This window comes from Rhizobium sp. SU303 (assembly GCF_021052345.1).
In the GTDB taxonomy this organism is placed as follows: domain Bacteria; phylum Pseudomonadota; class Alphaproteobacteria; order Rhizobiales; family Rhizobiaceae; genus Rhizobium; species Rhizobium laguerreae.
Genome location: NZ_CP088096.1, coordinates 219,430 through 245,660, shown reverse-complemented (window position 1 = coordinate 245,660; position 26,231 = coordinate 219,430). Strand labels below are relative to the sequence as shown.

Genomic DNA, 26,231 nt, shown 5'->3' with positions numbered 1-26,231 from the left:
GTCAGGCTCCAACGACGCTATCGAGTTCACGGTAATCCGGCAGGCTGCGGTCGATCACCTTGCCGCGGCGAAGCACGACGCGGTCAGACTGCGGACGGGAAAGGAATTCACTCCAGCGCCGCGCACTGAAGAGCACGAGATCGGCGGGATCGCCGGCGGCGATACGGCCCTTGTCCGGCCGTCCGACGATGGCGGCGGGCGAGGTGGTGACGACACGGGCGGCGGTATCGAGCGGGTGGTCGAGATGCAGGATCCGCACGGCCTCGCGGAAGACCTCCACCGGATCGAGATCGCCATAGGCATAGAAGGGGTCGCGGGTATTGTCGGAGGCGACCGCGGTCGCGACACCGGCGGCGGCCAATTCCTTGAACAGGGTGACGCCCCGCCAGCGCGGGGTGCGGCCGGGATAGCGATCCTGCAGATACATGTTGCACATCGGCAGCGCGATGACCGCGATACCTGCCTTGGCGACCAATTCGACGGTGCGCGCGGCGGTGTCTTCGCCCTGGCGGGCGAGCGAGCAGCAGTGGCCGGCGGTCACCTTGCCCTCGAACCCGTTGCGCAACACGGCTTCGGCGATCGCCTTCAGCGTCTCGGCGCCGTGATCATCCGTCTCGTCGACATGCAGATCGACATCCAGGCCATGCTCTGCGGCAGTCCTGAAGAGCGTGTCGAGCTGCCAGACAAGCTCCGGCCCCATCCGGGTGACGCCGCCAAGGAGACCGCCGGCCTGTCGGATTGTTGTGACGAGATCGGCAAAGAAGGCGCTGTCTGCCATGGCATCCAGCGGGAAGAGGGCGACCGCCTGCAGTGCGATCCTGTCCTTCCAGGCATCCCGGATTTCGGCAAAGGCCTCGAAGGAGATGCGATGCTGGGGCGCAAGCGAATCCAGGTGCGTGCGGATCAGGCTGGTGCCATGGGCATAGGCGGAGCGGAGCGAGAATTCCATGCGCCGTTTGACGTCTGCGGCCGACCAGTTGGCTTCCCGGTCGGCCCTGACGGCATCGAGCGCGCCCATAAAGCTGCCGTCGGGATTGGCCTGGCGCGGCCAGATATGGCCTTTGTCGAGATGGGTATGGATATCGGCAAAGCACGGCCAGACCATGCCGTCCCTGAGATCGGTCCTGGCATAATCAGCGGGTGCGGCGCCGGCCGGCCGGATGGCGGCAATCATGCCGTCGCTGATGACGATATCGACCGTTGCCAGCCCTTCGGTGACCGGCACGTCGATATGCTCGAGGGTGACGGCAGGCACTGTCGCATTGCTCAGCACGAAGCGAGCCGCGTTCGGCGGGGATATGAAGGAATAGGTCATCAGTTTTCCCGTTTGATGCTGCTCTCATGCCAGCGGTGGAGGCTCAACCAGGCGATGAGGGTGGTGAGGCCGAAGATCGCTACGCCAAGCATGGAGAGCATCAACAGGGCGGCGAAGAGCCGCGGGATGTTCATCCGGTACTGCGCTTCGAGCAGGCGGAAGGCCAGGCCGGATCCCGCACCTGCCGAGCCTGCGGCAAATTCCGCGACGACAGCGGCGATCAGCGCAAGGCCACCGCCGATCCTGAGGCCGGTCATGAAATAGGGTTGGGCGGCGGGCAGTTTGAGAAAGAGCAGCGTCTGCCAGCGCGAGGCGCCGTAGAGCTCGAAGAGGTTGATCAGATTGTGGTCGACGCTCTTCAGCCCCTGCACCATGTTCGACAGGATCGGGAAGAACGCGACGAGGAAGGCGCAGATCAGCAGCGCCACCTGCGTCGACGGCGCATAGATCAGGATCAGCGGCGAGATGGCGACGATCGGCGTTACCTGCAGGATGACGGCAAGGGGATAGAAGGCAAGCTCAACCCAGCGCGACTGCACGAGAAAGATCGCAAAGGCGACGCCGCCGACAAGCGCCAGCATCAGCGACATGAAGGTGATCTTGGTGGTGACCCAGAGGGCAGGGGCAAGCGTCCCCCAATCCGTCACGAAGGCGTTTGCCACAGCGGCCGGTCCTGGCAGGATATAGGGCGGCACGCCTGACAGTTTCACATAGGCGTACCAGACGAGGATCATCAGGGCGATGACGAGGAAGGGGATGGCAATGCGCAGCGCAAGATCGCGGCGCCTTGCGCTTGCGGTACCCTTAACCAGCAGCGGCGATGTGTCTGTCTCGTCACTCATCAATGATCTCCTGCCGAATTGATCGCCCCGATCAACGAATGCGATACCGTTTCGCAGGCCCTGCGGTATTCTTCCGAGGTGCGGTAGTGCGCGTCGCGTTCGAGGCTGGTGATCAGCGGGACGTCGGCATGCACGCGCCCGGGCCTTGCCTTCATCACGACGATGCGGTTTGAGAGATAGGCGGACTCGAAGACCGAATGCGTCACGAAAATCACCGTAATGCCGGTCGCCTTCCACAGCCGCAGCACGTCGTCGTTGAGCTTCTGGCGGGTGATCTCATCGAGCGCAGCGAAAGGTTCGTCCATCAGCAGCAGCTTCGGCTTCGTCACCAGCGCACGGGCGATTGAGACGCGCATCTTCATGCCGCCGGAAAGTTCGCGCGGATAGGCCTTGGCAAAATCCTGAAGGCCGACGGTGGTCAGCACTTGCATGATCTGATCATGCGCGGCAGCCTTCGAAACCCGTCTCAGCCTCAGTGGCAAGTGGACGTTGTCGAACACGTTCTTCCATGGCATCAACGTCGGCTCCTGGAAGACAAAGCCGATATCGCCCTCCGGCAGACCTCGGGAATTGATGCGCGAACTCGGCCAGTCGATCGTTCCCGAGGTGACATCGCCGAGACCGGCGATGATGCGCAGCGCCGTCGACTTGCCGCAGCCGGAAGGGCCGAGCAGGCTGACGAACTCGCCGCTTTCGACCGTGAGCGACATGTTCGAAAGGGCGACAGTGCCGCTGGAAAAGACCTTCGAGACCGACTGCATGATAACAAGCGGCCGCTTGCGCGTCTCTTTCGGGGATACCGCCTGGGCTTCTGCTGGGAGCATTGCTGTCTCGTTCATGCGGGAGGATACGGCCCGCCACATCCTCAATGGCGGACCAGGAGAGCCGTCGGTCGGCCTACTTCTTCAGTGCCATGCCGGTGCTCTTGCAGACGAACTTCGTCGTAAACGCTTTGGTGTAATCCGTCTCCGGCTTGAAGACCTTGATCGCCACCATCTCGTTGAAGAACGTCTTGTAGTGCGCATCGGTGATGCAGCCGATGCCCTTGTCGAGGCTGTCGCCGGATTCGATGATGCCATATTCCTTCATCTTGGCGATCGAATAGGCGATCTGGCCGTCCGTCATTTCAGGATTGTCCTTCTTGATCAGTTCGTTGGCCTTGGTGTTGTCGCCGTAGAGATAGTTGTACCAGCCTTCGATCGAAGCATCGACGAAGCGCTGCACGACATCGGACTTGCCGTCGATCATCGCCTGCGTCGTCGTGATCATCGTCGAATAGGGTGAATAGCCGTTGTCGGCGAGCAGGAAGACCTTCGGCTCGAAGCCTGCCTGCTTCTGGATCTCGTAGGGTTCGGAGGTCAGGTACCCCTGCTGGGCAGAATCCTTGTCTGCGAGGAAGGGCGCGGGGCTGAAGTTATAGGGCTTGTACTGCTCATCCTTGAAGCCTTTGAAATTGGCCTTCATCCATTCGAAATAGGTGAGGTAGCCGTCCTTGCTGAGGAACAGCGTTTTCAGCTTGGCGAGATCCTCGAACTTGTCGACGCCATTGTCCGGATGGGCGATCAGCACCTGCGGATCCTTTTGGAAGATTGCGGCGACATCGACCAGCGGAATGCCCTGCTCGACGGCGGATATCTCTCCCTGAGGACCGCCCATGTAGAAATCGAGCTTGCCGGAGATCAGCAGCGCGCTGCCTGCAGCATTCGGGCCGCCCTGGACGATGGTGACATCGAGGCCGTATTTTGCATAGGTGCCGTCGGCGACGGCTTGGTAGAAGCCGCCATGTTCCGCCTGGGCAAGCCAGTTCGTCCCATAGCTCACCTGGTCGAGGGCAAGCGCCGGCGAGGCGGCGGCAAGCATCGAAGCGAGGCCGAGGCAGCTCAGGAATTGCGTCTTCGTCTGTGCTTTCAACATGGTCGGCAGTTCCCCTTTTTTTACCGAGGGAGGCCTTACCCGGCTCCCATTTGAGGGAATTTGAGCCATTGCCATGCGCTTTGAAAAGCATCAAAATTCGTGCGCATTGATGCCTTTTCGGCATCTGTCGGAAAGCTGAAGATAATTTGTGCGTCCTGCGCAAAATTTATGCATCGGAGAGACCATGCTGCACTCCAGACGCCTTCTTTACATCAACGAGATTGCCCGTTGCGGTTCGATCCGCAAGGCGGCCGCGCGCCTTAACGTGGCGTCGTCGGCGGTCAACAGGCAGATTTTGGCGCTGGAAGAGGAGATCGGGGCGCCGCTTTTCGAGCGGCTGCCGCGTGGCCTGCGGCTGACGGCTGCCGGCGAGCTCTGCATCGAGCATATTCGCGACGTGCTGAAGAATTACGAGCGCCTGGAGGGGCGCATCCGCAGCCTCAAGATGCAGCAGGCAGGCAAGGTGCGCATGGTGACGACCGTTGGGCTAGCCGCCGGGCCGCTGCCCGAAATCATTGCGCGCTTTCTTTCAGAGCATCCGCGCGTCTTCGTCCAGTTGCGCAACGACACCGGCGGCACGACGGCCAGTCCCGTTGTATCCGGCGAGGTGGATATCGGTCTGGGCTTCAACATCCCCGCCATGCCCGGCATCCGCACGCTCGGAAATTTCGATATCCCGATCGGTGTCGTGCTGCCGCCGGGGCATCACCTGATCGGTCCTGGGCCGATCAACCTCGCTGATGTCACCCAGGAAAAACTGGTTCTGGCGCAGCCGGGCACCAGCCTGCGCGAGGTGATCAACCTTGCTTTTGCGCGTCTGCCCATCTCGGTCGAGCCGGTACTGGAAACCAATGCATCGGAGATGCTGAAACAGCTCGTCAAATGCGGCACCGGGCTGACGCTGCTCAATCCGCTCGACGTCATCACCGAATGCCGGCGCGGTGAACTCGTCTTCCGGCCGATCGCCGAGCCGCATGCGCGTTACCAGCAGATGAAGCTGTTTGCCCGTGCTCGTGCGCCCCTCGACGCGGCCACCAGCCTTTTCGTCGAATATCTGCTCGCCGAACTGCTCGGCCTGGTGCAGGAATTGCAGGCCAAGGGTCATATCCCACCGGATGTGAAACCCGCGGCTGAACCTATTTCACATAGAGATTCGAAAGCGGATAGGCCTTGAGGTCCCGGAGTAGCTCGACGAACCCCTTGACCTGATGGCGGCAGATCGCCTCGCCCCGTTCGGCTGTGGCGATCGAGGCATCGCCGACCACGCCGAAGGGATTGAGGTCATGCGCGATCCAGGCCAGCGAATGCGGCGGCAGAGGCTGAAGAAATTTGGATTGCTCCCGCATCCCCTCGGCCTTCGAAGCGAAGTTCTGCGCCTTGTCCATCCGCACCAGCTCGGGGCGGAAGTGCAGCATCAATGACGTCTCGACATCGCCGCCGTGGATGCCGTATTTGCTCTCGTGATCGCTGACCATGCCTTCCGGGTGACCGAAACGACCCCATTGCGTGGAGACCACCGCCATTTGATGGCGCACGCGCAGTTCGCGCGCGACGATGCTCATGATGTCGACATTGCCGCCGTGGGAATTGACGATCACCATCTTCCGCAGCCCGGCTTCGGCAACCTTTGCGCCGATCGCCGTCCAGACGGGGATGAGCAGCTCGGCACTGAGCGACAGCGTGCCGGGGCCGTAGATGTGTTCGTTGGCCTTGCCGATCTCCTGTGTCGGAAGCACCAGCATGTCCAGATCCTCCGGCCGCTGCCTTTTCAGCTCCGCCAGCATGCCGGTCGCGATCGCGACATCCGTTGCGATCGGCAGATGCGGGCCGTGCTGTTCCGTCGAGGCGATGGGCAGAACGGCAATCGTGGTCTCGGGGGAGAGGCCGGCAAAATCATATGTATTGAGCTCGTTCCAGTAAAACGGCGTGGGCATGCGGTCTTCCCCTTTCGTCACCTGCTTCGATAGGGAGTAGGGAATAATGATGAACCCGAAAAGCATCATTTTTTGCGCATGGCGCTGCTTTTTTTCGCGCGCATCGGCGGGCGTTGCTCCGCTGGCGCTTCCGCGTCCAAGACAACTTCATTGAAGTTGTAGTTCGCGGCATCTTATGACCGCGGCTCGGGGAATTCATGAGCCAGATCGATAACCGTATGCAACGGAAGGGGTCTAATCAGGAGGCGGAGTTGCACTACCTCAGCAGACGGCGTTGACGCGCGCCCATGTCCAACAAGCAAGGTGGAACAGTTCATGCCAAGCCAGACACAACTGGAAATTTCCCGGCGAGACCTACTTATCTCGTCGGCCGCAACGATTGCGGTCACCGGAGCCGTCGCGCCCGCGGCGGCACAGTCCCCAGGAAATGACATGGCCTATACATCGAAAGTTTCCTTCTCAGTTAACGGTGAGAACCGCGGTCTCGAGGTCGACAACAGAACGTCGCTGCTCGACGCACTGCGTGAGCACCTGCATCTCACAGGCACGAAAAAGGGATGCGACCACGGCCAATGCGGCGCATGCACCGTCATGGTCAACGGCCACCGCATCAATTCCTGTCTGACGCTGGCAGTCATGCACGACGGCGATCAAATCACCACGATCGAGGGCCTCGGCCAGCCTGAAAACCTTCATCCGATGCAGGCGGCCTTCGTCAAACATGACGGCTTCCAGTGCGGCTACTGCACGCCGGGACAGATCTGTTCCTCCGTGGCGGTGCTCGAGGAGATCAAGGCGAACATACCGAGCCACGTCACCGGCGATCTTATGGCGCAGGCGGCTGTCACTCCGGCCGAGATCCGCGAACGCATGAGCGGCAATATCTGTCGATGCGGCGCCTATTCCAACATTGTCGATGCCATTTCGGAAGTCGCGGGGATAAAAGCATGAGAGCCTTCACCTATGAACGCGCCTCCTCCGTCGAGGCCGCGGCCAAGGCAGCAGCCTCCAATCCAGAAACCAAATTCATCGCCGGCGGCACCAATCTCCTCGACCTGATGAAGCTCGAGATCGAGACGCCGACGCATCTGATCGACGTCAACGGTCTCGGCCTCGACAAGATCGAACCCACGCCGGAGGGCGGGCTGCGCATCGGCGCCTTGGTCCGCAACACCGATCTTGCAGCTCATGAAACCATTCGCCGCGACTACGGCCTGCTCTCCAGGGCGCTTGTCGCGGGTGCTTCTGGGCAACTGCGCAACAAGGCGACGACGGCCGGCAACCTCCTGCAGCGCACACGCTGTCCCTATTTCTATGACACGAACCAGCCGTGCAACAAGCGGCAGCCCGGCAGCGGCTGTTCCGCCATCGGCGGCTTCAGCCGCCAGCATGCCGTCGTCGGCAGCAGCGAATCTTGCATCGCCACGCATCCGAGTGACATGGCGATCGCCATGCGGGCGCTCGATGCTGTTGTGGAAACGGTCAAGGCCGACGGCAGTCGTCGCGCGATTGCGATCGCCGACTTTCATCGGTTGCCGGGCGACACGCCTGATATCGAAACCGTTCTTGAGCGCGGCGAGTTCATCACGGCGGTCCTGCTGCCGCCCCCGATCGGCGGCAAGCACATCTATCGCAAGGTGAGAGACCGCGCCTCCTATGCCTTCGCGCTCGTCTCGGTCGGAGCCGTGATCCAGCCGGACGGCACAGGACGGGTTGCCGTCGGCGGCGTCGCCCACAAACCGTGGCGCATCGAGGCAGCCGAAGGCGAGCTGCCGAAAGGCGCGCGGGCCGTGGCAGGCGTGCTTCTTGCCGGCGCCCGCCCGACCGAACAGAACCGTTTCAAGGTGGACCTGGTCGAGCGCACGCTCGGCGCGGTCATCGCCGAAGCAAGGGGTTGAGCCATGCAGTTCGATACGCCAGCGACAACCAACCCGATCGACAATCTGAAGGTCGTCGGTCAGCCGATCCACCGCATCGACGGCCAGCTCAAGACGAGCGGCCGCGCGATGTACGCCTATGAGTGGCACGATCCGAATATGTCCTACGCCTATGGTTATCCTGTCGGTGCGGCCATCGCCAAGGGCCGCATCATCTCCATGGACGTTTCCGCCGCCAAGAAGGCTCTGGGTGTGCTTGCCGTCGTGACGACGCTCGACATCGGCGAGCGGAAGAAGGGCAGGTTCAACACCGCCAAGCTTTTCGGTGGCGACGAGGTTCAGCACTATCACCAGGCAATCGCGGTCGTCGTCGCCGAGACCTTCGAGCAGGCACGCGCCGCAGCCTCCCTGGTCAAGGTCGACTATGCCGAAGAAAAGGGTGTGTTCGACCTCGGCCAAGCAAAGGATTCAGCCGTCAAGCCGGATGAATCTCAGCAGCCCGATACGGCGGTCGGCGACTTCGAGGCTGCCTTCAGGTCAGCTCCCGTCACTGTTGACGCGTCTTATACGACGCCCGACCAGTCGCATGCGATGATGGAGCCGCACGCATCGATCGCGGCCTGGAACGGCGACGAGGTGACCGTCTGGACCTCCAGCCAGATGATCGACTGGTGGCGCTCCGACCTTGCGACGACGCTCGACATCGACAAGGAGAAGATCCACCTCATGTCGCCCTTCATCGGCGGCGGCTTCGGCGGCAAGCTGTTCCTGCGGGCGGATGCCGTGCTGGCCGTTGTCGGCGCGCGTGCGGTAAAGCGGCCCGTCAAGGTCGCCTTGCCGCGACCGTTCATGATGAACAACACCACCCACCGGCCGGCGACGATCCAGCGGATTCGCATTGGAACCGAGCGTGACGGCAAGATAACCGCCATTGCCCACGAAAGCTGGTCCGGCGATCTTCCGGGCGGAGGACTGGAGACCGCCGTCAACCAGACGCGGCTCCTCTATGCGGGAGCAAACCGGATGACCGCGATGCGTTTTGCGACGCTTCATCTCCCGGAGGGCAATGCCATGCGCGCTCCGGGCGAAGCCCCCGGACTGATGGCGCTCGAAATCGCCATCGACGAGATTGCCGAAAAAGTTGGGATCGATCCTGTGCAGTTTCGGATCGTCAACGACACGCAGGTCGATCCGGAAAAGCCGCAGCGGCCTTTTTCCCAGCGCAATCTCGTCGGCTGCCTGACGCTCGGTGCCGAGCGGTTTGGCTGGGGTGAAAGGGGAAGACCGGGTTCCAGGCGGGACGGCAATTGGCTGGTCGGCATGGGCGTTGCCGCTGCCTTCCGCAACAACCTCGTCCTTCCCTCCGGAGCAAGGGTAAAGCTCGACCGGGAAGGCGTCGTAACGGTCGAAACCGACATGACCGACATCGGGACGGGCAGCTACACGATCATCGCCCAGACCGCCGCCGAGATGATGGGAGTCACGATCGACAAGGTCGCCGTCCAACTCGGCGACTCGCGTTTTCCGGTGTCCGCGGGTTCCGGCGGACAGTTCGGTGCGAACTCTTCCACGTCTGGCGTCTATGCAGCCTGTGTCAAGCTGCGTGAGGCCATCGCCAAGAAGCTCGGCTTCAACTCCGAAGATATCGTCTTCGAGAATGGCGCGGTCCGCTCGGGCAATCGTTCGGTGCCTCTTGCCGAAGCCGCCGGTCCGGATGGTCTTGTCGGCGAGGACACAATCAAATGGGGCGAGCTTACTGAGACGCATCAGCAATCGACATTCGGCGCACACTTCGTGGAGGTTGGCGTCGACATTGCCACGGGAGAAAGCCGCATTCGCAGGATGCTCGCCGTCTGCGCGGCGGGAAGAATCCTTAATCCGATCACCGCCCGAAGCCAGGTCATCGGCGCGATGACGATGGGGGCCGGCGGCGCGCTATCCGAGGAATTGGCGGTCGACACTCGTCGCGGCTTCTTCGTCAACCACGATCTCGCCAGCTACGAAGTGGCGGTGCATGCCGACATTCCGCACCAGGAAGTGATCTTCATGGACGAGACCGATCCGATGTCTTCGCCGATGAAAGCCAAGGGCGTCGGCGAGCTTGGCCTTTGCGGCGTCGCGGCAGCAATCGCCAACGCCGTCTACAACGCGACCGGCGTCAGGGTTCGGCACTATCCGCTGACGCTTGACAAGCTCATCGGCGGCTTGCCGGACGTGGCCTGATTATTTCGGCGGCGGTCTCGAGAGCGGACCGCCGTCACTTCCTGTAGGATTTCCGATGGATCAGACACTTGCGCCCATCACGGCGCCAATTCCCGTCAGGGCCTCGTCCACCGACGACCCTGCGGAACTGCTTCGTTTCGCGATAGACGCCCATGGTCTAGGCGCGGCGGCACTTGCCACCCTCATTGACATCCGGGGCGGGGCCGCGCGGGCGCTCGGCGCTCATATGGCCGTTGCAGCAGACGGGCGGTTCTGCGGCTATGTCTCCGGCGGATGCATCGAAGCCGCCGTCGCTTCCGAAGCGCTTCTGGCAATGGCGGAAGGACGGGACCGCACTGTCAAGTTCGGCGACGGCTCTCCCTTCTTCGACATTGTCCTTCCCTGCGGCGGCGGGATCACCGTTGCAATCCATGTCCTCAAAGATGTCGGCGCTTTGCGGCATGTTCTTGATCGCCTCGAACGAAGGCAGGCACCCGGCCTTGCATATTCGCCAGAGCGGCAGACGCTTATATCGGTCGACCCGCCGCTGCGGACGTGCTGGACCGAAGGTAATTTCCTGAGCGTCTACCGTCCCCGCACCCGCATCATCCTTTCCGGGCAGACGATCGAAGCGCAGGCCGTCGCACGACTGGCCGAGGCTTCCGGCTATGATGTGATCATCAATGGGCACGACGAGGATGCCGCCGACATCATCGACCCCTACACGGCCGTTGTGCTCCTGCATCATGACCTCGACGCCGAAGCCGCCGTTCTCGAGACCGCACTTCATTCGCCCGCCTTTTATATCGGCGCGCTCGGCAGCACCCGGACGCATCGTCGGCGTGTCGAGCGGTTGACAGCCTTGGGTTTCAGACGTGACGATATCGGACGTATCAAGGCGCCCATCGGGATGTTCGGCCCGACGCGGGATGCGACGTCGCTCGCCCTATCGGTTCTGGCTGATCTCGCCGCGGCAAGACTGGTGACTTATGCGTAAGGCGTCAGTCGCGATCGTCATTCTCGCTGCCGGCAAGGCAAGCCGGATGGGTGAGGGCGGGAAACACAAGCTGCTGGCCGAGTTCGACGGCGTGCCGCTCGTGCGGCGGTCAGTTTTGACTGCGCTCGGTGCGGATGCAGCCTCCGTTATTGTCGTCACGGGCCATCGCAGGAACGAGATCGAGGCCACGCTCGATGGGCTGGCTCTGACTTTCGTCGATAATCCCGATTATGCCAGCGGCATGGCGAGCTCGCTGATAACAGGGTTCTCATCAAGGGACGCTGACAGCGCCGACGGCATTCTCATCATGCTGGCCGATATGCCCGGCATTTCCACGACGCATCTCGATGCCCTGATTTCCGCCTTTCGCAACGCCGGCGGCGAGGCTGTCGTGCGCGCCGTTTCGCAGGGCAAGCCCGGCAATCCCGTTATCCTGCCCCATTCTCTGCGTCAGGCAGTCCTCCGAATTCAAGGCGATGTCGGCGCGCGCGATATCGTCATGACATCAGGCTTGCCTGTGCTCGATGTCGATGTTGGCGACGCAGCGTTGCTCGATGTCGATACGCCGGACGAGGTATTGGCAGCGGGCGGCGCATTGAACTGACCCGCGGAAAATACAATTCTCCGCGGCTTTGAATTCGCCACTCTCAGCCGCGGATATGCCAAGCCGTCATTCTGCAGCCGACGGATCAACGCACCGACCTGAATGCCTCTCGCAGTTCCTCAGCGAAAAGCTGGGGCTGTTCCCAGGCGGCGAAGTGACCGCCCATATCGACACGGTGGTAGTAATGCAGCGTGGGATAGGCCTCCTTGCTCCAACTCTCCGGCGCCTGGTAGATCTCCTTTGGGAATACGCTGATTGCCACCGGGATCTTGATCTCTTTGGTCTTCTGGGCGTCTGAGCTGAAGTTGTTGTTGTTGTTTTCCCAATAGAACCGCGACGAGGATGCCCCAGTATTGGTCAGCCAGTACAATGTGATGTCATTCAGCATTTCGTCCTTGGAAAAAACGCGCTCGGGAATGCCCTCGCTGTCGCTCCATTGAGCAAATTTTTCGTAGATCCAGGCAGCCAGACCCGACGGCGAGTCGGAAAGCGAGTAGCCGATCGTCTGCGGACGCGTCACCATCACGGCCCCATAGGCGGCATTCCGGCCGAAGAAGGCGCTCAACGATTCATAGGCATCCCGCTCGGGCGCCGACAGTCCCGCAGGAGCCGGGTCTCCACTGTTGATCGCCTTGGTGAGATTGCCAGGAACAGTCGCCGGCATATTGAGATGGATACCAAGCAAGCCCTTCGGTGCCTGGCGCGCCAGCGCGTCGGAGATAACGGAGCCGTGGTCGCCACCCTGGGAAACGTAGTGCGCGTAGCCGAGCCGCTTCATCAGGATGTCCCATGCTCGCGCAACGCGGTCAGGCCCCCAGCCAAGCTCCGTCGGCTTACCCGAAAAGCCGTAGCCGGGGATGGAAGGGATGACGACATCAAATGCGTCCTCCGCTTTGCCGCCATAAGCAGTCGGATCTGTAAGAGGGCCGATCGCCTTGATGAACTCGAAGGTCGAACCCGGCCAACCATGGGTCAGAATGACCGGAAGGGCGTTGGGATGACGCGATCGCACATGGATGAACTGGATATCGACCCCGTCGATCGTCGTGATGAATTCCGGAAGTGCATTGAGCGCAGCCTCGGCTTTGCGCCAATCGTAATCAGTGCCCCAGTAACGGACCAGATCCTGGACGCGCGAAAGCTGAATGCCTTGCGAGGTGTCGCTCACGGTCTCCTTATCTGGCCAACGCGTTTCGGCAATCCGCTTGCGCAGATCGTCAAGCTGTGACTGCGGAACGTGGATCTGGAACGGACGGATCGTTTCGTCGGCCTCGATCGGCGTCGCCGGCCCGTCCGATGTGACATCGGCTGCACTCGCTGGCACAAGGTAACCGGCTGGGAACAGCAACATCGGTCCAACCGCCATCACAATTGCTCCGCGGGCAAGCCGGCGCCAGGCGAGAATATTGTCAAACTTCTTCATGAGGCACTCCATGTTCTTGTCGCCCGGGGCGACGTTTCGTGACGGAGTGATGTCTGACGGGTCTGCGTATCTGGCATGTTTCAAGAAATGCCAAAAACGTATCAGAGTGTGGAGTGGCGGCTAGAGAGGGGCGGGAACGCGATCGTCAGGGACCGATCTAGGCCCCACGGCGCCTGAATAGGAAATCAAACACCTATTCCTGCCTGCGCAGGCTGCCCAGCATAGCCTTGAATCCCGCGACCGCTCGCTTCGAAACCGCCTCCGGATTCTCGGCATTGGCGATCCAAAGCGCCATATGGCTGCTGGCGCCATTGATGAGGCGAGCGGCGGTTTCGGTGTCGATGTCGATGACCTCGCCATCGGCCTTGAGACGGTCGAGGCTGCGGGAGAGGGCGGCGATACAGCCGGGGGTGTTCTGCCATTGCGAGATGTCGCCGAGTACAGCCGGGCCATCGCGAAACATGATACGCTGGATTTCGGGCTCAAGCGCCATTTCGATATAAGCGGAGCACTCGTCGGCAAAACCCTGCCAGCGCGTGGGAGCGGCGGCCGAGACCTCGTTCAGCCGCTCCGTCATCTCCGCGTCGATTTCCATGATCACCGCCTGGAGCAGGCCCCTCTTGTCACCGAAGTGGTGATAGAGGGCCCCTCGCGTCAATCCCGCTTCGCCGGTGAAATCGTCCATCGAGGCTTCCGCATAGCCGATCGTGCCAAAGGCACGCCGCCCGGCTGCGATCAGTTTGCCGCGGGTCTCTGCGATCATCTCCTGGCGCGGTTTGCGCATGACTTCTCCATTGACATACGCCGCGTATCTTTTTCATTGACATACGGGACGTATGCATTATCTAAACACATACGCTCCGTATATAAGTGTTCTATCCGATAGCTGGAAGGATCGTCGCATGTCAAATCCGTATAAACAAATATTCGCGGCACCTGGGGCCAAGGGTTTCTCCGCAGCCGGCTTTTTCGCACGGCTTCCCATCGCCATGGCGCCGATCGGCATCGTTGCCATGCTCTCCCAGGCACATGGCGAATATTGGCTGGCGGGCGCCGTGTCGGCGACTTATGCGCTCACCAATGCGGTGATCTCGCCGCAGATTTCGCGAGCGGTCGATCGGCTGGGCCAGACGGCAGTCGTCATTCCCACAACCGTCGTATCCGTGCTGGCGTTCATCGCGCTGATCACCGCGACCAACCAGAACTGGCCGGTGTGGACGCTTTTCGCCTCAGCCTTCCTCGCAGCGGCCATGCCGAGCATTCCGGCGCTGATGCGGGCGCGCTGGACGGAACTCTTTCGCAACCGGCCCGAGCTCAACACCGCCTTCGCGTTCGAAAGTGCCGCGGACGAACTGGTCTATATCGCTGGCGCCTCGCTGTCGGTCGGGCTGGCCGTCGCCCTATTCCCCGAAGCCGGCATGATGGTGAGCACAGCTTTTCTGGCGCTCGGGACGGCCGCCTTCATCGTGCAGCGCGGCACCGAGCCGAAGGTGCGTCATGTCGCCGGCGCGGTTTCGGTCGGCTCCGCGATCCGCCAGCGTCCGGTGCAGATCATCACGCTCGCGCTGATCTTCGTCGGCGCGATCTTCGCAACCGCTGAAGTGAGTGTTGTCGCCATCACCAAGGAGCTTGGTCAGCCGAATGCGGCAAGCCTGGTGATCGGTGTCTATGCCCTCGGTTCCTTCCTAGTGGGCTTGACCCTCGGCGCGCTTAATCTGCGCATCCCCTTGCACCGTCAGCTGCTGATCGCTGTTGCGATCCTCGCACTGACCTCGCTGCCGCTGCTCGTCGCCGGCAGCTCGGTAACTCTGCTTGCTGTGGCCGTCTTCGTCAGCGGCATCGCGATCTCGCCGACCTTTATAACGGCCTTCGGACTGATCGAGCGTCGCGTGCCGGAATCGGTGCTGACGGAAGGCGTCACCTGGGTGATGACCGGCATCGGCATCGGTATGGCGCTCGGCGCCTTCATCTCGGGCTGGGTCGTCGACAGCTACGGTCCCCAGAGCGGATTCTGGGTGTCTGCGGCGGCCGGGGTCGCGACCGTCCTTATCATTGCGCTCGGTCAGCGTACCCTCTCTGGAGAGTGCACCGGCGGGGAAGATTGCGCGATGCTGGAACCGGCGCAGTAGCTGGGCGGGCGGTAGAAAGGAATGGCGACGGTTCACCGGCCAACGGTTCGAAACCGTTCAAGGTGAAGGCAGTGGGTCAAGCCGCTTTTCGGGAGAACTCACGAGCTAAGTCGAGGAATGCTCGGACGCCAGCCGATAGATTTCGGCGTCCAGGATAGTATAGGCATAGCCCTGGATACGGCAGCGTCCAATCTTCTAAAACACGAACAACGCGCCCCGCCTCTATGTCCGAGAGAATGTCCTGTTCAAAGAGGTAGCCCACGCCGGCGCTTTCGAGCACAGCAGTCCGCGTAAGGCTGGCCTCATCGAGTGCGATTGGCCCCCGCACGTCTATCTGCACCGGCTCGCCGTCTTTTTCGAACCGCCATCGAAACAAGGAGCCGTCTGGCAGGCGAACACGAATGCACCTGTGATTGAGAAGATCCGGAGGCACCATGGGCTTACCATGTTTCTCGAAATACTCGGGAGACCCAACCACTGCGTGTCGCTGAGGCCGGCCGAGCGAAACGGCAATCATGTCGCTGGGAACGAGGCCTTCAACCCTGACGCCCAGATCGAACCCGTCCTTGACGATATCGACCATTTTACCCTCGGTAACGATATCGACATTCATGTCGGGATAGCGGCGCAGGAACTCCAGCACGAGCGGTGAGATGATGGCGCGCGCCGCAAACGGCGCTGCGTTGATCCGTATTGTTCCGGAAGGAGTCTCGCGGTGGGAGCGTACCAGATCCAGAGCAGCATGGAGATCCTGAAGCGTAGGCCCTACCTGCTGCACAAACAACCGGCCGGCATCCGTCAGCGACACACTGCGGGTGGTGCGGTTGAACAACCGCACGCCAAGTCCCGCCTCGAGCCTGCTTATCGTATGGCTCAACGCGGTCGTGGACATGCCGAGATCAATGGCCGCTGCTCGAAAAGTCCCGCGCCTGGCAATTGCAATGGCCGCTTCAAGTTCTTTCAGGCTGGCTAGCTCCATTGTCCCGACCTGTTCATCATCGCATGCCAGTTTATCCCACTTATTTATGCAATGGTCGAGGGATAAGTATTGGTTAGGTTATGAGGAGAACACAATGGATATGCCCGGTATCATAAACACGTACTTTGAAGCAGACCGTCGCAATGACGCGGATGCGCTGCTGGACGCCTTTGCGGTCGAAGCCGTCGTCGAAGACGAAGGAGCGCGCCATCAAGGCGTCGCCGCAATCCGAGAATGGTGGGTGGCTGCGAAGAAGGCGGCTCAGTACGTTGCTGAACCTTTGGAATGCACGGTCGACGGTGACAAAGCGCTCCTCCGAGCCAAGGTGAGCGGCCAGTTTCCCGGTAGCCCGGTGACGCTCGCCTACGACTTTGCCATCAAAGACGGCAAGATCGTCAGCCTGGAGATCCAATATGACTGACTTTCTCGATTTGGAAGGCAAACGCGTCCTCATTACGGCTGGGACCAAGGGCGCCGGCGCTGCGACCGTTAGTTTGTTTCGGGAACTCGGCGCGCGGGTGCTGACGACAGCGCGGGCGCGTCCGGAAGCCCTGCCGGATGAATTGTTCGTTGAAGCGGACCTGACCACCGAGGAAGGCTGTGCAATGGTCGCGGATGCCGCGCGCCAACGTCTCGGCGGCGTTGATATCATCGTTCACATGCTGGGCGGTTCGTCAGCGGCCGGCGGTGGATTTTCCGCTTTAACAGACGACGAATGGCAAAAGGAGCTGTTTCTAAATCTGTTTCCAGCTGTTCGACTGGATCGGCTGCTCGTCCCGGACATGGTCGCCCGAGGGAGCGGCGTGGTCGTGCATGTCACTTCCATACAGAGGGTGCTGCCGCTTCCAGAATCGACGACCGCCTATGCTGCAGCCAAGGCAGCACTTTCTACCTACAGCAAGGCCATGTCCAAGGAGGTGTCGCCGAAGGGTGTCCGCGTCGTTCGGGTGTCGCCGGGCTGGATCGAAACGGAAGCCTCCGTTCGCCTTGCTGAGCGCTTGGCGAAGCAGGCCGGAACTGACCTTGAAGGCGGCAAAAAGATCATCATGGATGGGCTTGGCGGCATTCCGCTCGGTCGTCCGGCCAAACCGGAAGAGGTCGCGAATCTGATCGCATTCCTCGCCTCCGACCGCGCTGCTTCGATCACCGGTAGCGAATTCACGATTGATGGGGGGACGGTCCCCACTGCATAGATGCTGCCATGCACGTGCAGATCAGGCGGGTGCGTCCCACCCGCCAATTTGGGAATAGATTGCATTGCGGAGATGACGTACGTCGCGGTTCAGCGCGGCCAACTCCTGCGGTGTTTGGGTCGAGGCTGCAAGCAAAGTGTCGCTGAGACAACCTGCCTTGTGCTGCAAGGCGCGGCCTTCTTCGGTCAACGCGATCACCACTTGCCGCTCGTTGCTTAGGTTTCTGGTCCTGCGCAGCAGGCCGGATGCCTCGAGGCGCTTCAGAAGCGGCGTCAACGTGCTGGACTCCAAAGCAAGGGCATTGGCAATTGAGCCCACTGTTTGCCCATCTTCGCTCCACAGCACGTTGAGGACGAGATACTGCGGGTAAGTCAGGCTCAACTCATCGAGAAGGGGCTTGTAGGCACGCTGGATGGCGATGCCGGCGGTGTAAATCGCATAGCACAACTGGTCGTGCAAAGGCGGTGGATCGTTGTGACGTTTGGTCATTTTAAGCTCCTGTAGACCTCCATATAGCCTATGCAATAGCAAAATTAAATATCGCGATAAGAATTATCTTGACGAGCAATCTAAAGTCTGCGAGCTTACATATATCGCGATAACAGTTATCGCAGTTAACGAGGAGATAGCCATGACACGCAAGACCACGACCACCGTAGCCGCAATTGCTGCTGCAGCCTCACTGTCCGCTGCCGCATTGCCGGCGAACGCAGCGGACACCATCTCTCAAGACCAGTCCGTCAGAAACGTTGTGCTTGTCCACGGCGCCTTTGCGGACGGTTCTGGCTGGAAGGGTGTTTACGACAATCTCACCAAGCGCGGCTATCGCGTTACGATCGTCCAGAACCCGCTGACCTCCCTCGAAGACGACGTTGCCGCCACCAAACGTGCGTTGGAACGGCAGGATGGTCCGGTCATTCTCGTTGGACATTCCTGGGGCGGCACGGTCATCACGGAAGCGGGCGTCGACGCAAAGGTTGCTGGCCTCGTCTATGTTTCTGCTCTGTCCCCCGATGCCGGCGAGACAACGGCACAGCAATACCAAGGATTTGCTCCTGCATCGGAATTCGTCATTGAGACCACGAAAGATGGCTTTGGATATGTCAGCCCGGAAAAGTTCAAGGCTGGCTTTGCTCATGACGTCAGCGATGCGGATGTTGCATTCATGAGGGATGCGCAGGTTCCGATCAACATGTCGGCGTTCGGCACGAAGTTGGAAAATGCTGCATGGCGCACCAAGCCGAGCTGGGCCGTCATCGCCACAGAGGACAAGGCATTCGACCAGTCCATGTTGATCCACATGGCAGAGCGCATCAAGGCGAAGATCACCAAGGTGTCGGCAAGCCACGCCCTATTCATGACGCAGCCGAAAGTCGTGGCCGATACCATTGATGAGGCCGCCAAGGCTGTCTCTGCGAAGAAACAATGATGGGCGTCCCGATGACGCTGAGCAGGCCCTCGAACCAGGCGCGGTAGCGGCAGAGCACGTAATGCTGCACGATCGACCACTGAATTAGAGTTATCGCGCGCCTTCGCCGTGAGATGCCCAGCACTTTCGCAATTATTTGAATCCATTCACGGAGGAAATCACGTGAAGCTGAATAGTCATGACCAAAATACGCCCGAAAATCCGCCCGTTCCTCAGCACGAGGCCGGTGATGTTTTCGACTTCATCGTCTGCGGCGCCGGGTCCAGCGGCTCCGTTGTCGCTGCGCGACTGGCAGAGGATGGGAACGCGAGCGTTCTGCTGCTCGAGGCGGGTGGGGACGATGCGGCCGAAACCGTTACAAACCCTGCGCAGTGGCCGCTCAATCTCGGCTCGAGCCGGGACTGGGGCTTTGTTGGACAACCGACCCCCGGCCTGGACGGACGACGTCTCCCTCTCAGCATGGGCAAGGGGCTCGGTGGCGGGTCGAGCATCAATGTCATGGTGTGGGCCAGAGGACACAAGGGAGATTGGGACCACTTTGCCGCTGAAGCCGGCGATGACGCGTGGGGCTACGAGTCGATCCTCGGCTACTATCGCCGGATCGAAGACTGGCACGGCGCTCCGGACCCAACGCGTCGCGGCGTGGGAGGACCTGCCTACGTAGCGCAGCCGCAGGCGCCCCAACCGATCGCAGAGGCCCTGTTGCGTGCGGCATCCACTATCGGCATTCCCGTCTACGATAGCTCGAACGGTGAAATGATGGAGGGGCCAGGAGGGGGATCGATCGCTGAACTGCGGATCCGCGATGGCAAGCGGGAATCCATCTTCGGATCCTATGTTCGTCCGCTCATGTCGCGGCCGAACCTGACGGTGCTGACCGATGCGCTGGTCACACGTCTCATCTTCGACGGCAAGCGGGTGATTGGGGTCGAGGTTCTTGTGGAAGGTCAGCGACGTCAGTTCACGGCGCGTTGCGAGACGGTGCTGTCGCTTGGCGCGATCAACACGCCGAAAGTTTTGATGCAGTCGGGTATAGGCCCGGAAGATGAGTTACACGCTCATGGCATTCCTGTCGTTCAGCACTTAGCTGGTGTCGGTCGCAATCATCAGGATCACCTTGCATTCGGCTGCACCTGGGCATATCGAAAACCTGAAACAATCGGTGGTAGCGGCTGCGAAGCAAAACTATATTGGAAGAGCGACTCGCGTCTTGCCCAGCCGGACATTCTTCAGTGCCAGTTGGAGTTCGCAGTGCCATCGCCGATCGAGACGGGTCTCGAAACGCCCGAACATGGCTGGACGATGTTTAACGGTCTCGCCCAACCGCAAAGCCGTGGCCGACTGAGGCTTTCCGGGCCGGATACAAACGATCCCATCCTGATCGAACCCAACTCTTTGAGTGAACCAGAAGACATGGCTGCTGCCCTGGCCGCGGTGGAGCTATGCCGGGAATTGGGAAATAGCGACGCTTTCAAGCCCTTGGTAACGGCCGAGACTGCTCCGGGTGCGCGCGACCGATCGGGGACGATCGACTTTATACGGCGTTCGGCCGTCACCTATTGGCATCAATCCTGCACAGCCAAGATGGGGCGCGACAGCATGTCGGTGGTCGATAACGAGCTCAAAGTGTACGGTATTGATGGCCTTCGCATCGCAGACTCTTCGATCATGCCTCGCATCACCACCGGCAACACGATGGCGCCTTGTGTTGTCATCGGAGAGCGGGCGGCCGATCTGATCCGGGAAATGCATGGCCTTACGGACTCGAGCGGAGGGTTCAATCAGCTCATATGATGAAGAGATTTATGTGGAGCTCGGCGGCGCATGCGTGGGCCGCCGAGCTTTTTAGCAACGGGTTTGTACTGGTTCAGGGCGACCAACCTCACGGCACCTGCGCCCCACTCACCGCGACATAGACCGAATAAACCGACCGCGTCGCCGCAATGAACAGCCGGTTGCGTTGAGGCCCGCCGAAAGTGAGGTTGGCGACGGTCTGGGGTACGCGGATCTTGCCGATCAGTTTGCCGGTCGGGTCGAAGCAATGCACGCCATCGGCCGCGCTCGACCAGAGGTTCCCGTTGACGTCTGTGCGGATGCCGTCCGGAATGCCGTTGTCGATGAGGCAGAAGACGCGGCCGTTTGCCAGGCTGCTGCCGTCGACCACGTCGAAAGCGCGGATGTGACGTGGCAGGCTTTCATCATGGCTGGCGGCTGAGTCCGCGACGTAGAGAATTGTCTCGTCAGGCGAGAACGCGAGGCCGTTCGGCTGGGTGAAATCCGTGACGACAGCCGCAAGCGCGCCGGTCGTCGGATCGAGCCGATAGACGTTGCGGGTCGGTTGCTCCGGCTCGGCGCGAAAGCCTTCGTAGTCCGACATGATGCCGTAGGTCGGATCGGTGAACCAGATCGAGCCGTCTGATTTCACCACCACGTCGTTCGGCGAATTGAGCCGCCCGCCCTCGAAACGCTCGGCGAGCACGGTGATCGAGCCATCGATTTCGGTGCGCGTCACGCGGCGCGTCCCATGTTCGCAGGAGATCAACCGTCCCTGCCGGTCGCGCGTATGGCCGTTGGTGAAGTTTGACGGTTGCCGATAGACGGAGACGCCGCTCTCGGGCGTCCATCGCAGCATGCGCTGGTTGGGTATGTCGCTCCAGAGCAGCTGGTTCGCGTCGTTGAACCAGACGGGACCCTCCGCCCAGCGGCAGCCAGAATAGAGTTCATCGAGACCGGCGCTGGTCACGATCATCTGCCGGAAGCGCGGGTCGTGGATTTCGTAGATGCTGGCCTCGGCCATGGCGGTCTTTCCGTTTATCGCATGCCGGCCCGGCGACCGCCGGCGAGCATGATGACGCTGATGATGATGAGGCCGGTCATGATCAGGCGGATGCCCGCGCCGAGCCCGTAAGTGTTGAGCATGGAGACGACCAGGAACATGAAGAGCGATGCGCCCCAGATGCCCGGCACGTTGGAATCGCCGCCGGCAACCGCTGTGCCGCCGATCACGACGACGGCGATCGACATCAGCAGATATTCCGAACCCATGTTGAGCGCCGCGCCGCCGGAGAAGCAGGCGAGCAGATAGCCTGCGACCGATGCGAGCACGGCGCAGAAGAGATAGGTGACGAAACGCGTGCCGTCGACCGGAATGCCCGCCATGCGCGCGGCCGGCATGCTCTGGCCGATCGCCGAGATCCAGCGCCCGTAGATCGTCTTCTCGAGCAGGAACCAGGCAAGCAGCGAGATCAAGAGTGCAATGATCGCCACGTTCGGCACACCGAGCGTGTTCGACGTGGTGAACTCCGCCAGCACGCTTGGAGGCTTGATGCGCAATCCCCGGTTCGTCCAGATCGCGGTGGACTGCACGATGAAGCTCATGGACAGCGTGGCGATGATCGGCGGAATGCGCAGCGCCTTGATGAGTGCATAATTGCCGAGACCGACGACAAGGCCGATGACGATGGCAACGAGAAGGCCGGGCAGGATCATGCCGTTTTCGACATTCATCAGCTTCAGCGCCACCGTGCCGGCAAGCGTCATGGTGGCGGGAACCGAGAGATCGATGTTGCCGGGACCGAGCGTGATGACGAACATCTGGCCGATGCCGACGATGACCGAGAAGGCCGCGAAGGTGAGGGCTGCCTGCGACAGGCCAAGCGTGCTGGCGCCGAGCGTCACCATGATCGTCAGGAACCAGACGACGAAGGCGGCAAGCCACGACCAGATCCAGGGTTTACGAAATAGGCGAAGGAGCGGGGTCATCGGCGTTTCTCCCGCTTCTCCAGGCGGTTCAGCATCAGCCGAAGTGCCAGCACGATGATCAGGATCGCGCCCTGAGCGCCGATCTGCCAGTCCGGCGAGATACGCAGGAAGGAGAGGAACGAGCCGGCAAGCGTCAGCGTCAGCGCGCCGATGACGGCGCCGATCGGGGAGACGCGGCCGCCGATGAACTCGCCGCCGCCGAGGATCACGCCGGCGATCGACAGCAGCGTGTAGCGCAGCGCGATATTGGCATCGGCCGAGGTCGTCAGTCCGACGAGGGCGATGCCGGCTAGCACCGCGAAGAGGCCGGCAAGACCATAGGCGGCAGCGCGCGCCCCGACAATCGACCAGCCGGCGCGCTCGACCGAGCGTTGGTTGCCGCCGATGCCGCGCATCAGCACGCCGAGCGACGACCGCATGACGAGAAGATGGGCGACCAAGGCGATGACGATGCTGGCGACGATCGCCATCGGCGCCAGCGGCGGCTTGACGGTCATCAGCCAGCGCACCCAGTCCGGCGCCTGTCCGCCCGGTGCCGGCAGCAGCAATACGGCAAGGCCGCCCCAGACGAAGCTCATGCCGAGGGTCACGACGATGGAGGGCAGGTTGCGGAGATAGATGACGACGCCGAGCGCCGCATAGGTTGCGATCGCGCCGGCAAGGATCAGCACGCCGATCACGGGAGCATCCCGCAGAAAGGTCGCGGTGACGCAGGCGACGAAGCTGACGAAGGCGCCCATCGAGAGATCGAGATCGTTCACCGCCATCACGATCATCTGGGCGATCGTCGCAAGCGCGATCGGCACAGCCAGATTGAAGAGCAGGTTGAGCCCGACATAGCTCATGGCGCGCGGCTGCAGCCAGAAGACGGCGGCGAGCAGCAGCGTCAGCGATAAGGCAGGAATGGCAAGACGCATGGCGTCGGACGACAGCCGGAACGTCATGCGGCGACCCCTTCGAAGGAGGCGGCGATGATATTCGTCTCATTGACGGCATCACCGGCAAGTTCGGCCGTGATGCGGCCTTCGCGGAAGACGTAGACGCGGTCGCAGAGGCGGACCTCGTCCATCTCCGTCGAGTACCAGATGAAGGTACGGCCGCGCGCCGCTTCCTCGCGGATGATTGCATAGACCTCCTGCTTGGTCCCGACGTCGACGCCGCGCATCGGGTCGTCCATCAGCACGACAGGTGCGCGCGTCGCAAGCGCGCGGGCAAAGAGCACCTTCTGCTGGTTGCCACCGGACAGCGACAGGATGCGATTGTCCATATCGGGGGTGCGGATCTCGATCCGCCGCTTCCAGTCGGCGCCCTTCGTCTCCTCTTCGCCTGCGAGGATCAGGCCGCGCCGGGAGAGGTCACCGAGCGAGGCGATGGAGAAGTTGCGCAGGATGCTCCAGAGTTCGAAGACGCCGTTGAGGCGGCGGTCGCCAGCGACGAAAGTGACGAGCGGATCGCGCTCGGGCAGCCAGTTGCTGGACTGGGCGGCGTGCAGGGCGAGCAGGAGTTCCGTCTGCCCATGGCCCGCCAGACCCGCCAGTCCGATGATCTCGCCCTTTCGGGCCGCAAAGGAAAGGCCCTTCCCCTGATGGGACAGAATGAGCGGAGCGGCGGACAGTTCTCGCACTGAGCGCTTCCCGGTCTCCTCCTTCGCAACGGTGCCCATTGCTTCGACGAGGCCGTGATGGTCGAAGCCCTGCGCCGGACGCTCAGCGACGACGCGGCCGTCCTTCATGACGACGATGCGGTCGGCGGTTTCGAGAATCTCGTGCAGGATATGCGAGATGAAGATGACGGACCCGCCCGTGGCGATGAAGCGGCGGACATGATCGAGCATCTGCTGGGCAAGGCTTGCATCGAGGGATGAGGTCGGTTCGTCGAGGATCACCAGCCGCGGCGCAATGCCGGCGTCGGAAAAGGCCATTGATATCTCGACCATCTGCCGCTCGGCGATCGAAAGATCCCCCACGGTCCGGCTGCTGTCGATGCCGTGGCCGGGAAAGACGGCGTCGAGGCTCGTCTCGATGATGTTTGCGGCGCGCCTGCGCCAGCCGAAGCCACCGAGATGGCGATGCATGATGCGCGTGTTCTCAACGATCGAAAGGTTGGGGCAGAGCGAAAGCTCCTGGAAGACGCAGCGCACGCCGCGGGCACGCGCGGCGTTGATGCCATAGCGCTCCAGCTGCTCGCCGTCGCTCGCCACACTTCCTTCGTGCGGCGTAAGACCGCCGTTGATCACGCTGACGATGGTGGACTTGCCGGCTCCATTGTGCCCAACGAGCCCGACGCATTCGCCCGGCATGACGCGGAGGGTCACGCCATCGAGTGCCCTGACTGCGCCGAAACTCACCTTGGCGCCATCGACGGCGATCACCGGCTTCAAAACGTCATCCATGCTGCCCGCCATGCCTGCTTCGCAAAGAATGCCGCGCGGCCATCTGCCGCCGCGCGGTCATCGCCGGGAAATTTACTTTGCCTCCTCGATGACCTTGATTGCGTCTGCCTGCGTGTATTCCACGTTGGCGACGCCGCCGGCCTGGGTATTGGCGAGGTTGGTTTCGAGATTGTCCTGGTCGATGCGCAGGAAGGGCACGACGAGGTCCTTCTTGACTTCCTTGCCGTCGAGGATCTGCTGGGCCACCCAGAAAGCGAGTGTGGAGACACCAGGCGCGATGGATACGGACATGGTCTCGTAGCCCTTCGCGTCCTTCTGCTCCTTCCACCACTTCAGTTCGTCCTCGCGGTTGCCCATGATAATGATCGGCATCTTCCGGTCGGTGGCTGCAATCGCCTGTGCGGCGCCATAGCCGTCGCCGCCCTGCGTTACCACGCCAGCGATGTCAGGCAGGCTCGGCAGAATACCGGCAACAGCCTTCTGCGCCACGTCCTGCGCCCAGTCGCCGTGAACGGAGCCGACAATCTTGAACTGCGGGAACTGCTTGACACCCTCGTGGATGCCCGCCGAGATTTCATCGTCAACGAAGACACCGGCAAGGCCGCGGATCTCGAGCAGGTTGCCGCCATCCGGAAGTTTCTTCGACAAGTACTCGACCTCACTGCGGCCCATTTCCTTGAAGTTGACGGCGATACGCCAGGCGCAGGGTTCGGTGACGATACCGTCGAAGGACACGACGGTGATGCCGGCGTCGCAGGCTTCCTTGACCGCACCGTTCAGCGCCGTCGGCGAGGCGGCGTTCAGCACGATGGCGTCATAACCCTGCAGGATCATGTTCTGGATCTGCGCGGCCTGTTCCGTCGCCTGGTTCTCGGCGGTGGTGAAAGGATCGGCCGCGGCAACGACCCCGGCCTTCACGGCCTCACCCGTCACCTTGCCCCAGCTCGTCAGCATGGCCTGGCGCCACGAGTTGCCGGCATAGTTGTTGGAAAGGGCGATCTTCTTGGCCGACGTGTCGGCAAAGGCGGAAACGGGCATCGCGGCGCAAGCAATAGCGGCCGATGCCAGAAGCATCTTACGGATTGTCATGTCTTCCTCCCTGATGATCGCGCTGGTCGGCGGATCGCTTCACTCCTGCCGGCCCAATTGGGTCCGAGTGAAAATTGTTCTTGCACTGAGCTTCCTCCTCTCAGTAAGGGCAGGATGCGGGAGATCGACCGGCCTGTACAGGGGCAAGGC

At 61.6% G+C, this 26,231-nt stretch carries 25 protein-coding genes; 11 read left to right on the top strand and 14 right to left on the bottom strand.

Features of this window, described 5'->3' with window-relative positions; genetic code table 11:
* Window position 1: 1 nt before the first annotated feature.
* The 4 genes from RlegSU303_RS25745 to RlegSU303_RS25730 form a co-directional block, all read right to left on the bottom strand.
* Complete coding sequence (locus RlegSU303_RS25745; protein WP_017957395.1) at window positions 2-1,315, bottom strand: cytosine deaminase; 1,314 nt, start codon at window positions 1,313-1,315, stop codon at window positions 2-4.
* On the bottom strand, window positions 1,315-2,157 hold the full coding sequence (locus RlegSU303_RS25740) for an ABC transporter permease (protein WP_131718409.1): 843 nt from the start codon (window positions 2,155-2,157) through the stop codon (window positions 1,315-1,317). Before RlegSU303_RS25740 ends, RlegSU303_RS25745 begins: the two co-directional genes overlap by 1 nt.
* Window positions 2,157-2,981, bottom strand: coding sequence for an ABC transporter ATP-binding protein (locus tag RlegSU303_RS25735; RefSeq protein ID WP_026158314.1), 825 nt, complete (start codon window positions 2,979-2,981; stop codon window positions 2,157-2,159). The genes RlegSU303_RS25740 and RlegSU303_RS25735 overlap by 1 nt, the downstream gene beginning before the upstream one ends.
* A gap of 73 nt (window positions 2,982-3,054) precedes the next feature.
* Window positions 3,055-4,071, bottom strand: a complete 1,017-nt coding sequence (locus tag RlegSU303_RS25730) for an ABC transporter substrate-binding protein (protein WP_094088046.1) — start codon at window positions 4,069-4,071, stop codon at window positions 3,055-3,057.
* A 184-nt stretch (window positions 4,072-4,255) separates the two neighbouring features.
* On the opposite strand from RlegSU303_RS25730, the gene RlegSU303_RS25725 reads away from it, so the two are divergent.
* Window positions 4,256-5,245: a LysR family transcriptional regulator gene (locus tag RlegSU303_RS25725; protein WP_011649078.1), complete on the top strand. Its 990-nt coding sequence runs from the start codon at window positions 4,256-4,258 to the stop codon at window positions 5,243-5,245.
* Here the strand turns inward: RlegSU303_RS25725 and RlegSU303_RS25720 are convergent.
* Window positions 5,208-6,074, bottom strand: coding sequence for a creatininase family protein (locus RlegSU303_RS25720; RefSeq protein ID WP_017957399.1), 867 nt, complete (start codon window positions 6,072-6,074; stop codon window positions 5,208-5,210). The two genes, RlegSU303_RS25725 and RlegSU303_RS25720, sit on opposite strands and share 38 nt — an antisense overlap.
* Window positions 6,075-6,308: 234 nt before the next feature.
* Between RlegSU303_RS25720 and paoA the strand changes: the two genes are divergently transcribed.
* Genes paoA through RlegSU303_RS25695 form a run of 5 tightly spaced genes read left to right on the top strand, consistent with a single transcriptional unit; the run spans window position 6,309 to window position 11,685 of the window.
* On the top strand, window positions 6,309-6,956 hold the full coding sequence (gene paoA / locus RlegSU303_RS25715) for an aldehyde dehydrogenase iron-sulfur subunit PaoA (protein WP_205928036.1): 648 nt from the start codon (window positions 6,309-6,311) through the stop codon (window positions 6,954-6,956).
* Window positions 6,953-7,903 (top strand): FAD binding domain-containing protein, encoded by a 951-nt coding sequence (locus tag RlegSU303_RS25710; protein WP_131718411.1) that lies wholly within the window; start codon window positions 6,953-6,955, stop codon window positions 7,901-7,903. The genes paoA and RlegSU303_RS25710 overlap by 4 nt, the downstream gene beginning before the upstream one ends.
* A 3-nt stretch (window positions 7,904-7,906) precedes the next feature.
* Window positions 7,907-10,105, top strand: coding sequence for an aldehyde oxidoreductase molybdenum-binding subunit PaoC (gene paoC, locus RlegSU303_RS25705; protein WP_131718412.1), 2,199 nt, complete (start codon window positions 7,907-7,909; stop codon window positions 10,103-10,105).
* 55 nt (window positions 10,106-10,160) lie between these two features.
* Entirely contained in the window at window positions 10,161-11,081 is a 921-nt protein-coding gene (locus tag RlegSU303_RS25700; protein ID WP_131718413.1) for an XdhC family protein, read from the top strand.
* Window positions 11,074-11,685 (top strand): nucleotidyltransferase family protein, encoded by a 612-nt coding sequence (locus RlegSU303_RS25695; protein ID WP_131718414.1) that lies wholly within the window; start codon window positions 11,074-11,076, stop codon window positions 11,683-11,685. Before RlegSU303_RS25700 ends, RlegSU303_RS25695 begins: the two co-directional genes overlap by 8 nt.
* A gap of 85 nt (window positions 11,686-11,770) precedes the next feature.
* Here the strand turns inward: RlegSU303_RS25695 and RlegSU303_RS25690 are convergent, their stop codons facing one another.
* Both RlegSU303_RS25690 and RlegSU303_RS25685 read right to left on the bottom strand, forming a co-directional pair.
* The gene (locus RlegSU303_RS25690) at window positions 11,771-13,108 is read right to left on the bottom strand and encodes an epoxide hydrolase family protein (protein ID WP_131718415.1); all 1,338 of its coding nucleotides are present in this window, start codon (window positions 13,106-13,108) and stop codon (window positions 11,771-11,773) included.
* A 193-nt stretch (window positions 13,109-13,301) separates the two neighbouring features.
* A complete protein-coding gene (locus tag RlegSU303_RS25685; RefSeq protein ID WP_131718416.1) occupies window positions 13,302-13,892 on the bottom strand; it encodes a TetR/AcrR family transcriptional regulator in 591 nt (196 codons plus the stop codon).
* Between the two features lie 118 nt (window positions 13,893-14,010).
* Between RlegSU303_RS25685 and RlegSU303_RS25680 the strand changes: the two genes are divergently transcribed.
* Window positions 14,011-15,237, top strand: coding sequence for an MFS transporter (locus RlegSU303_RS25680; protein ID WP_131718417.1), 1,227 nt, complete (start codon window positions 14,011-14,013; stop codon window positions 15,235-15,237).
* A 76-nt stretch (window positions 15,238-15,313) separates the two neighbouring features.
* On the opposite strand, the gene RlegSU303_RS25675 is transcribed toward RlegSU303_RS25680, so the two are convergent.
* Window positions 15,314-16,216, bottom strand: a complete 903-nt coding sequence (locus RlegSU303_RS25675; RefSeq protein ID WP_033183111.1) for a LysR family transcriptional regulator — start codon at window positions 16,214-16,216, stop codon at window positions 15,314-15,316.
* 94 nt (window positions 16,217-16,310) lie between these two features.
* Between RlegSU303_RS25675 and RlegSU303_RS25670 the strand changes: the two genes are divergently transcribed.
* Window positions 16,311-16,637: a nuclear transport factor 2 family protein gene (locus tag RlegSU303_RS25670; RefSeq protein WP_094088055.1), complete on the top strand. Its 327-nt coding sequence runs from the start codon at window positions 16,311-16,313 to the stop codon at window positions 16,635-16,637.
* Window positions 16,630-17,409: an SDR family oxidoreductase gene (locus RlegSU303_RS25665; RefSeq protein WP_077980643.1), complete on the top strand. Its 780-nt coding sequence runs from the start codon at window positions 16,630-16,632 to the stop codon at window positions 17,407-17,409. Before RlegSU303_RS25670 ends, RlegSU303_RS25665 begins: the two co-directional genes overlap by 8 nt.
* A gap of 21 nt (window positions 17,410-17,430) precedes the next feature.
* Here RlegSU303_RS25665 and RlegSU303_RS25660 read toward each other — a convergent pair whose 3' ends face one another.
* Window positions 17,431-17,898, bottom strand: coding sequence for a MarR family winged helix-turn-helix transcriptional regulator (locus tag RlegSU303_RS25660; protein WP_017957410.1), 468 nt, complete (start codon window positions 17,896-17,898; stop codon window positions 17,431-17,433).
* Between the two features lie 142 nt (window positions 17,899-18,040).
* Between RlegSU303_RS25660 and RlegSU303_RS25655 the strand changes: the two genes are divergently transcribed.
* Both RlegSU303_RS25655 and RlegSU303_RS25650 read left to right on the top strand, forming a co-directional pair.
* Window positions 18,041-18,838: an alpha/beta fold hydrolase gene (locus tag RlegSU303_RS25655; protein ID WP_131627677.1), complete on the top strand. Its 798-nt coding sequence runs from the start codon at window positions 18,041-18,043 to the stop codon at window positions 18,836-18,838.
* Window positions 18,839-19,000: 162 nt separating this feature from the next.
* Window positions 19,001-20,632 (top strand): GMC family oxidoreductase, encoded by a 1,632-nt coding sequence (locus RlegSU303_RS25650; RefSeq protein WP_131718419.1) that lies wholly within the window; start codon window positions 19,001-19,003, stop codon window positions 20,630-20,632.
* Window positions 20,633-20,720: 88 nt separating this feature from the next.
* Here the strand turns inward: RlegSU303_RS25650 and RlegSU303_RS25645 are convergent, their stop codons facing one another.
* The 5 genes from RlegSU303_RS25645 to RlegSU303_RS25625 all read right to left on the bottom strand — a co-directional run bounded on the left by RlegSU303_RS25645 (window position 20,721) and on the right by RlegSU303_RS25625 (window position 26,081).
* A complete protein-coding gene (locus RlegSU303_RS25645; RefSeq protein WP_017957413.1) occupies window positions 20,721-21,635 on the bottom strand; it encodes an SMP-30/gluconolactonase/LRE family protein in 915 nt (304 codons plus the stop codon).
* A 14-nt stretch (window positions 21,636-21,649) separates the two neighbouring features.
* Window positions 21,650-22,600, bottom strand: a complete 951-nt coding sequence (locus RlegSU303_RS25640) for an ABC transporter permease (protein ID WP_131718420.1) — start codon at window positions 22,598-22,600, stop codon at window positions 21,650-21,652.
* On the bottom strand, window positions 22,597-23,544 hold the full coding sequence (locus RlegSU303_RS25635) for an ABC transporter permease (RefSeq protein WP_033183118.1): 948 nt from the start codon (window positions 23,542-23,544) through the stop codon (window positions 22,597-22,599). Before RlegSU303_RS25635 ends, RlegSU303_RS25640 begins: the two co-directional genes overlap by 4 nt.
* Window positions 23,541-24,992: a sugar ABC transporter ATP-binding protein gene (locus RlegSU303_RS25630; RefSeq protein ID WP_043294177.1), complete on the bottom strand. Its 1,452-nt coding sequence runs from the start codon at window positions 24,990-24,992 to the stop codon at window positions 23,541-23,543. Before RlegSU303_RS25630 ends, RlegSU303_RS25635 begins: the two co-directional genes overlap by 4 nt.
* Window positions 24,993-25,064: 72 nt before the next feature.
* The gene (locus tag RlegSU303_RS25625) at window positions 25,065-26,081 is read right to left on the bottom strand and encodes an ABC transporter substrate-binding protein (RefSeq protein ID WP_017957417.1); all 1,017 of its coding nucleotides are present in this window, start codon (window positions 26,079-26,081) and stop codon (window positions 25,065-25,067) included.
* Window positions 26,082-26,231: the final 150 nt, after the last annotated feature.

What these genes read in the sequence shown, in the direction of transcription:
- RlegSU303_RS25665 (WP_077980643.1), top strand. Translation starts at nt 16,630, where the DNA reads ATGACTGACTTTCTCGATTTGGAAGGCAAACGCGTCCTCATTACGGCT.
- RlegSU303_RS25730 (WP_094088046.1), bottom strand. Translation starts at nt 4,071, where the DNA reads ATGTTGAAAGCACAGACGAAGACGCAATTCCTGAGCTGCCTCGGCCTC.
- RlegSU303_RS25655 (WP_131627677.1), top strand. Translation starts at nt 18,041, where the DNA reads ATGACACGCAAGACCACGACCACCGTAGCCGCAATTGCTGCTGCAGCC.
- paoC (WP_131718412.1), top strand. Translation starts at nt 7,907, where the DNA reads ATGCAGTTCGATACGCCAGCGACAACCAACCCGATCGACAATCTGAAG.
- RlegSU303_RS25645 (WP_017957413.1), bottom strand. Translation starts at nt 21,635, where the DNA reads ATGGCCGAGGCCAGCATCTACGAAATCCACGACCCGCGCTTCCGGCAG.
- RlegSU303_RS25630 (WP_043294177.1), bottom strand. Translation starts at nt 24,992, where the DNA reads ATGGATGACGTTTTGAAGCCGGTGATCGCCGTCGATGGCGCCAAGGTG.
- RlegSU303_RS25695 (WP_131718414.1), top strand. Translation starts at nt 11,074, where the DNA reads ATGCGTAAGGCGTCAGTCGCGATCGTCATTCTCGCTGCCGGCAAGGCA.
- RlegSU303_RS25680 (WP_131718417.1), top strand. Translation starts at nt 14,011, where the DNA reads ATGTCAAATCCGTATAAACAAATATTCGCGGCACCTGGGGCCAAGGGT.
- RlegSU303_RS25635 (WP_033183118.1), bottom strand. Translation starts at nt 23,544, where the DNA reads ATGACGTTCCGGCTGTCGTCCGACGCCATGCGTCTTGCCATTCCTGCC.
- RlegSU303_RS25710 (WP_131718411.1), top strand. Translation starts at nt 6,953, where the DNA reads ATGAGAGCCTTCACCTATGAACGCGCCTCCTCCGTCGAGGCCGCGGCC.
- RlegSU303_RS25700 (WP_131718413.1), top strand. Translation starts at nt 10,161, where the DNA reads ATGGATCAGACACTTGCGCCCATCACGGCGCCAATTCCCGTCAGGGCC.
- RlegSU303_RS25690 (WP_131718415.1), bottom strand. Translation starts at nt 13,108, where the DNA reads ATGAAGAAGTTTGACAATATTCTCGCCTGGCGCCGGCTTGCCCGCGGA.
- RlegSU303_RS25735 (WP_026158314.1), bottom strand. Translation starts at nt 2,981, where the DNA reads ATGCTCCCAGCAGAAGCCCAGGCGGTATCCCCGAAAGAGACGCGCAAG.
- RlegSU303_RS25745 (WP_017957395.1), bottom strand. Translation starts at nt 1,315, where the DNA reads ATGACCTATTCCTTCATATCCCCGCCGAACGCGGCTCGCTTCGTGCTG.
- RlegSU303_RS25685 (WP_131718416.1), bottom strand. Translation starts at nt 13,892, where the DNA reads ATGCGCAAACCGCGCCAGGAGATGATCGCAGAGACCCGCGGCAAACTG.
- RlegSU303_RS25660 (WP_017957410.1), bottom strand. Translation starts at nt 17,898, where the DNA reads ATGACCAAACGTCACAACGATCCACCGCCTTTGCACGACCAGTTGTGC.
- RlegSU303_RS25675 (WP_033183111.1), bottom strand. Translation starts at nt 16,216, where the DNA reads ATGGAGCTAGCCAGCCTGAAAGAACTTGAAGCGGCCATTGCAATTGCC.
- RlegSU303_RS25625 (WP_017957417.1), bottom strand. Translation starts at nt 26,081, where the DNA reads ATGACAATCCGTAAGATGCTTCTGGCATCGGCCGCTATTGCTTGCGCC.
- RlegSU303_RS25720 (WP_017957399.1), bottom strand. Translation starts at nt 6,074, where the DNA reads ATGATGCTTTTCGGGTTCATCATTATTCCCTACTCCCTATCGAAGCAG.
- RlegSU303_RS25670 (WP_094088055.1), top strand. Translation starts at nt 16,311, where the DNA reads ATGGATATGCCCGGTATCATAAACACGTACTTTGAAGCAGACCGTCGC.
- RlegSU303_RS25740 (WP_131718409.1), bottom strand. Translation starts at nt 2,157, where the DNA reads ATGAGTGACGAGACAGACACATCGCCGCTGCTGGTTAAGGGTACCGCA.
- RlegSU303_RS25640 (WP_131718420.1), bottom strand. Translation starts at nt 22,600, where the DNA reads ATGACCCCGCTCCTTCGCCTATTTCGTAAACCCTGGATCTGGTCGTGG.
- RlegSU303_RS25725 (WP_011649078.1), top strand. Translation starts at nt 4,256, where the DNA reads ATGCTGCACTCCAGACGCCTTCTTTACATCAACGAGATTGCCCGTTGC.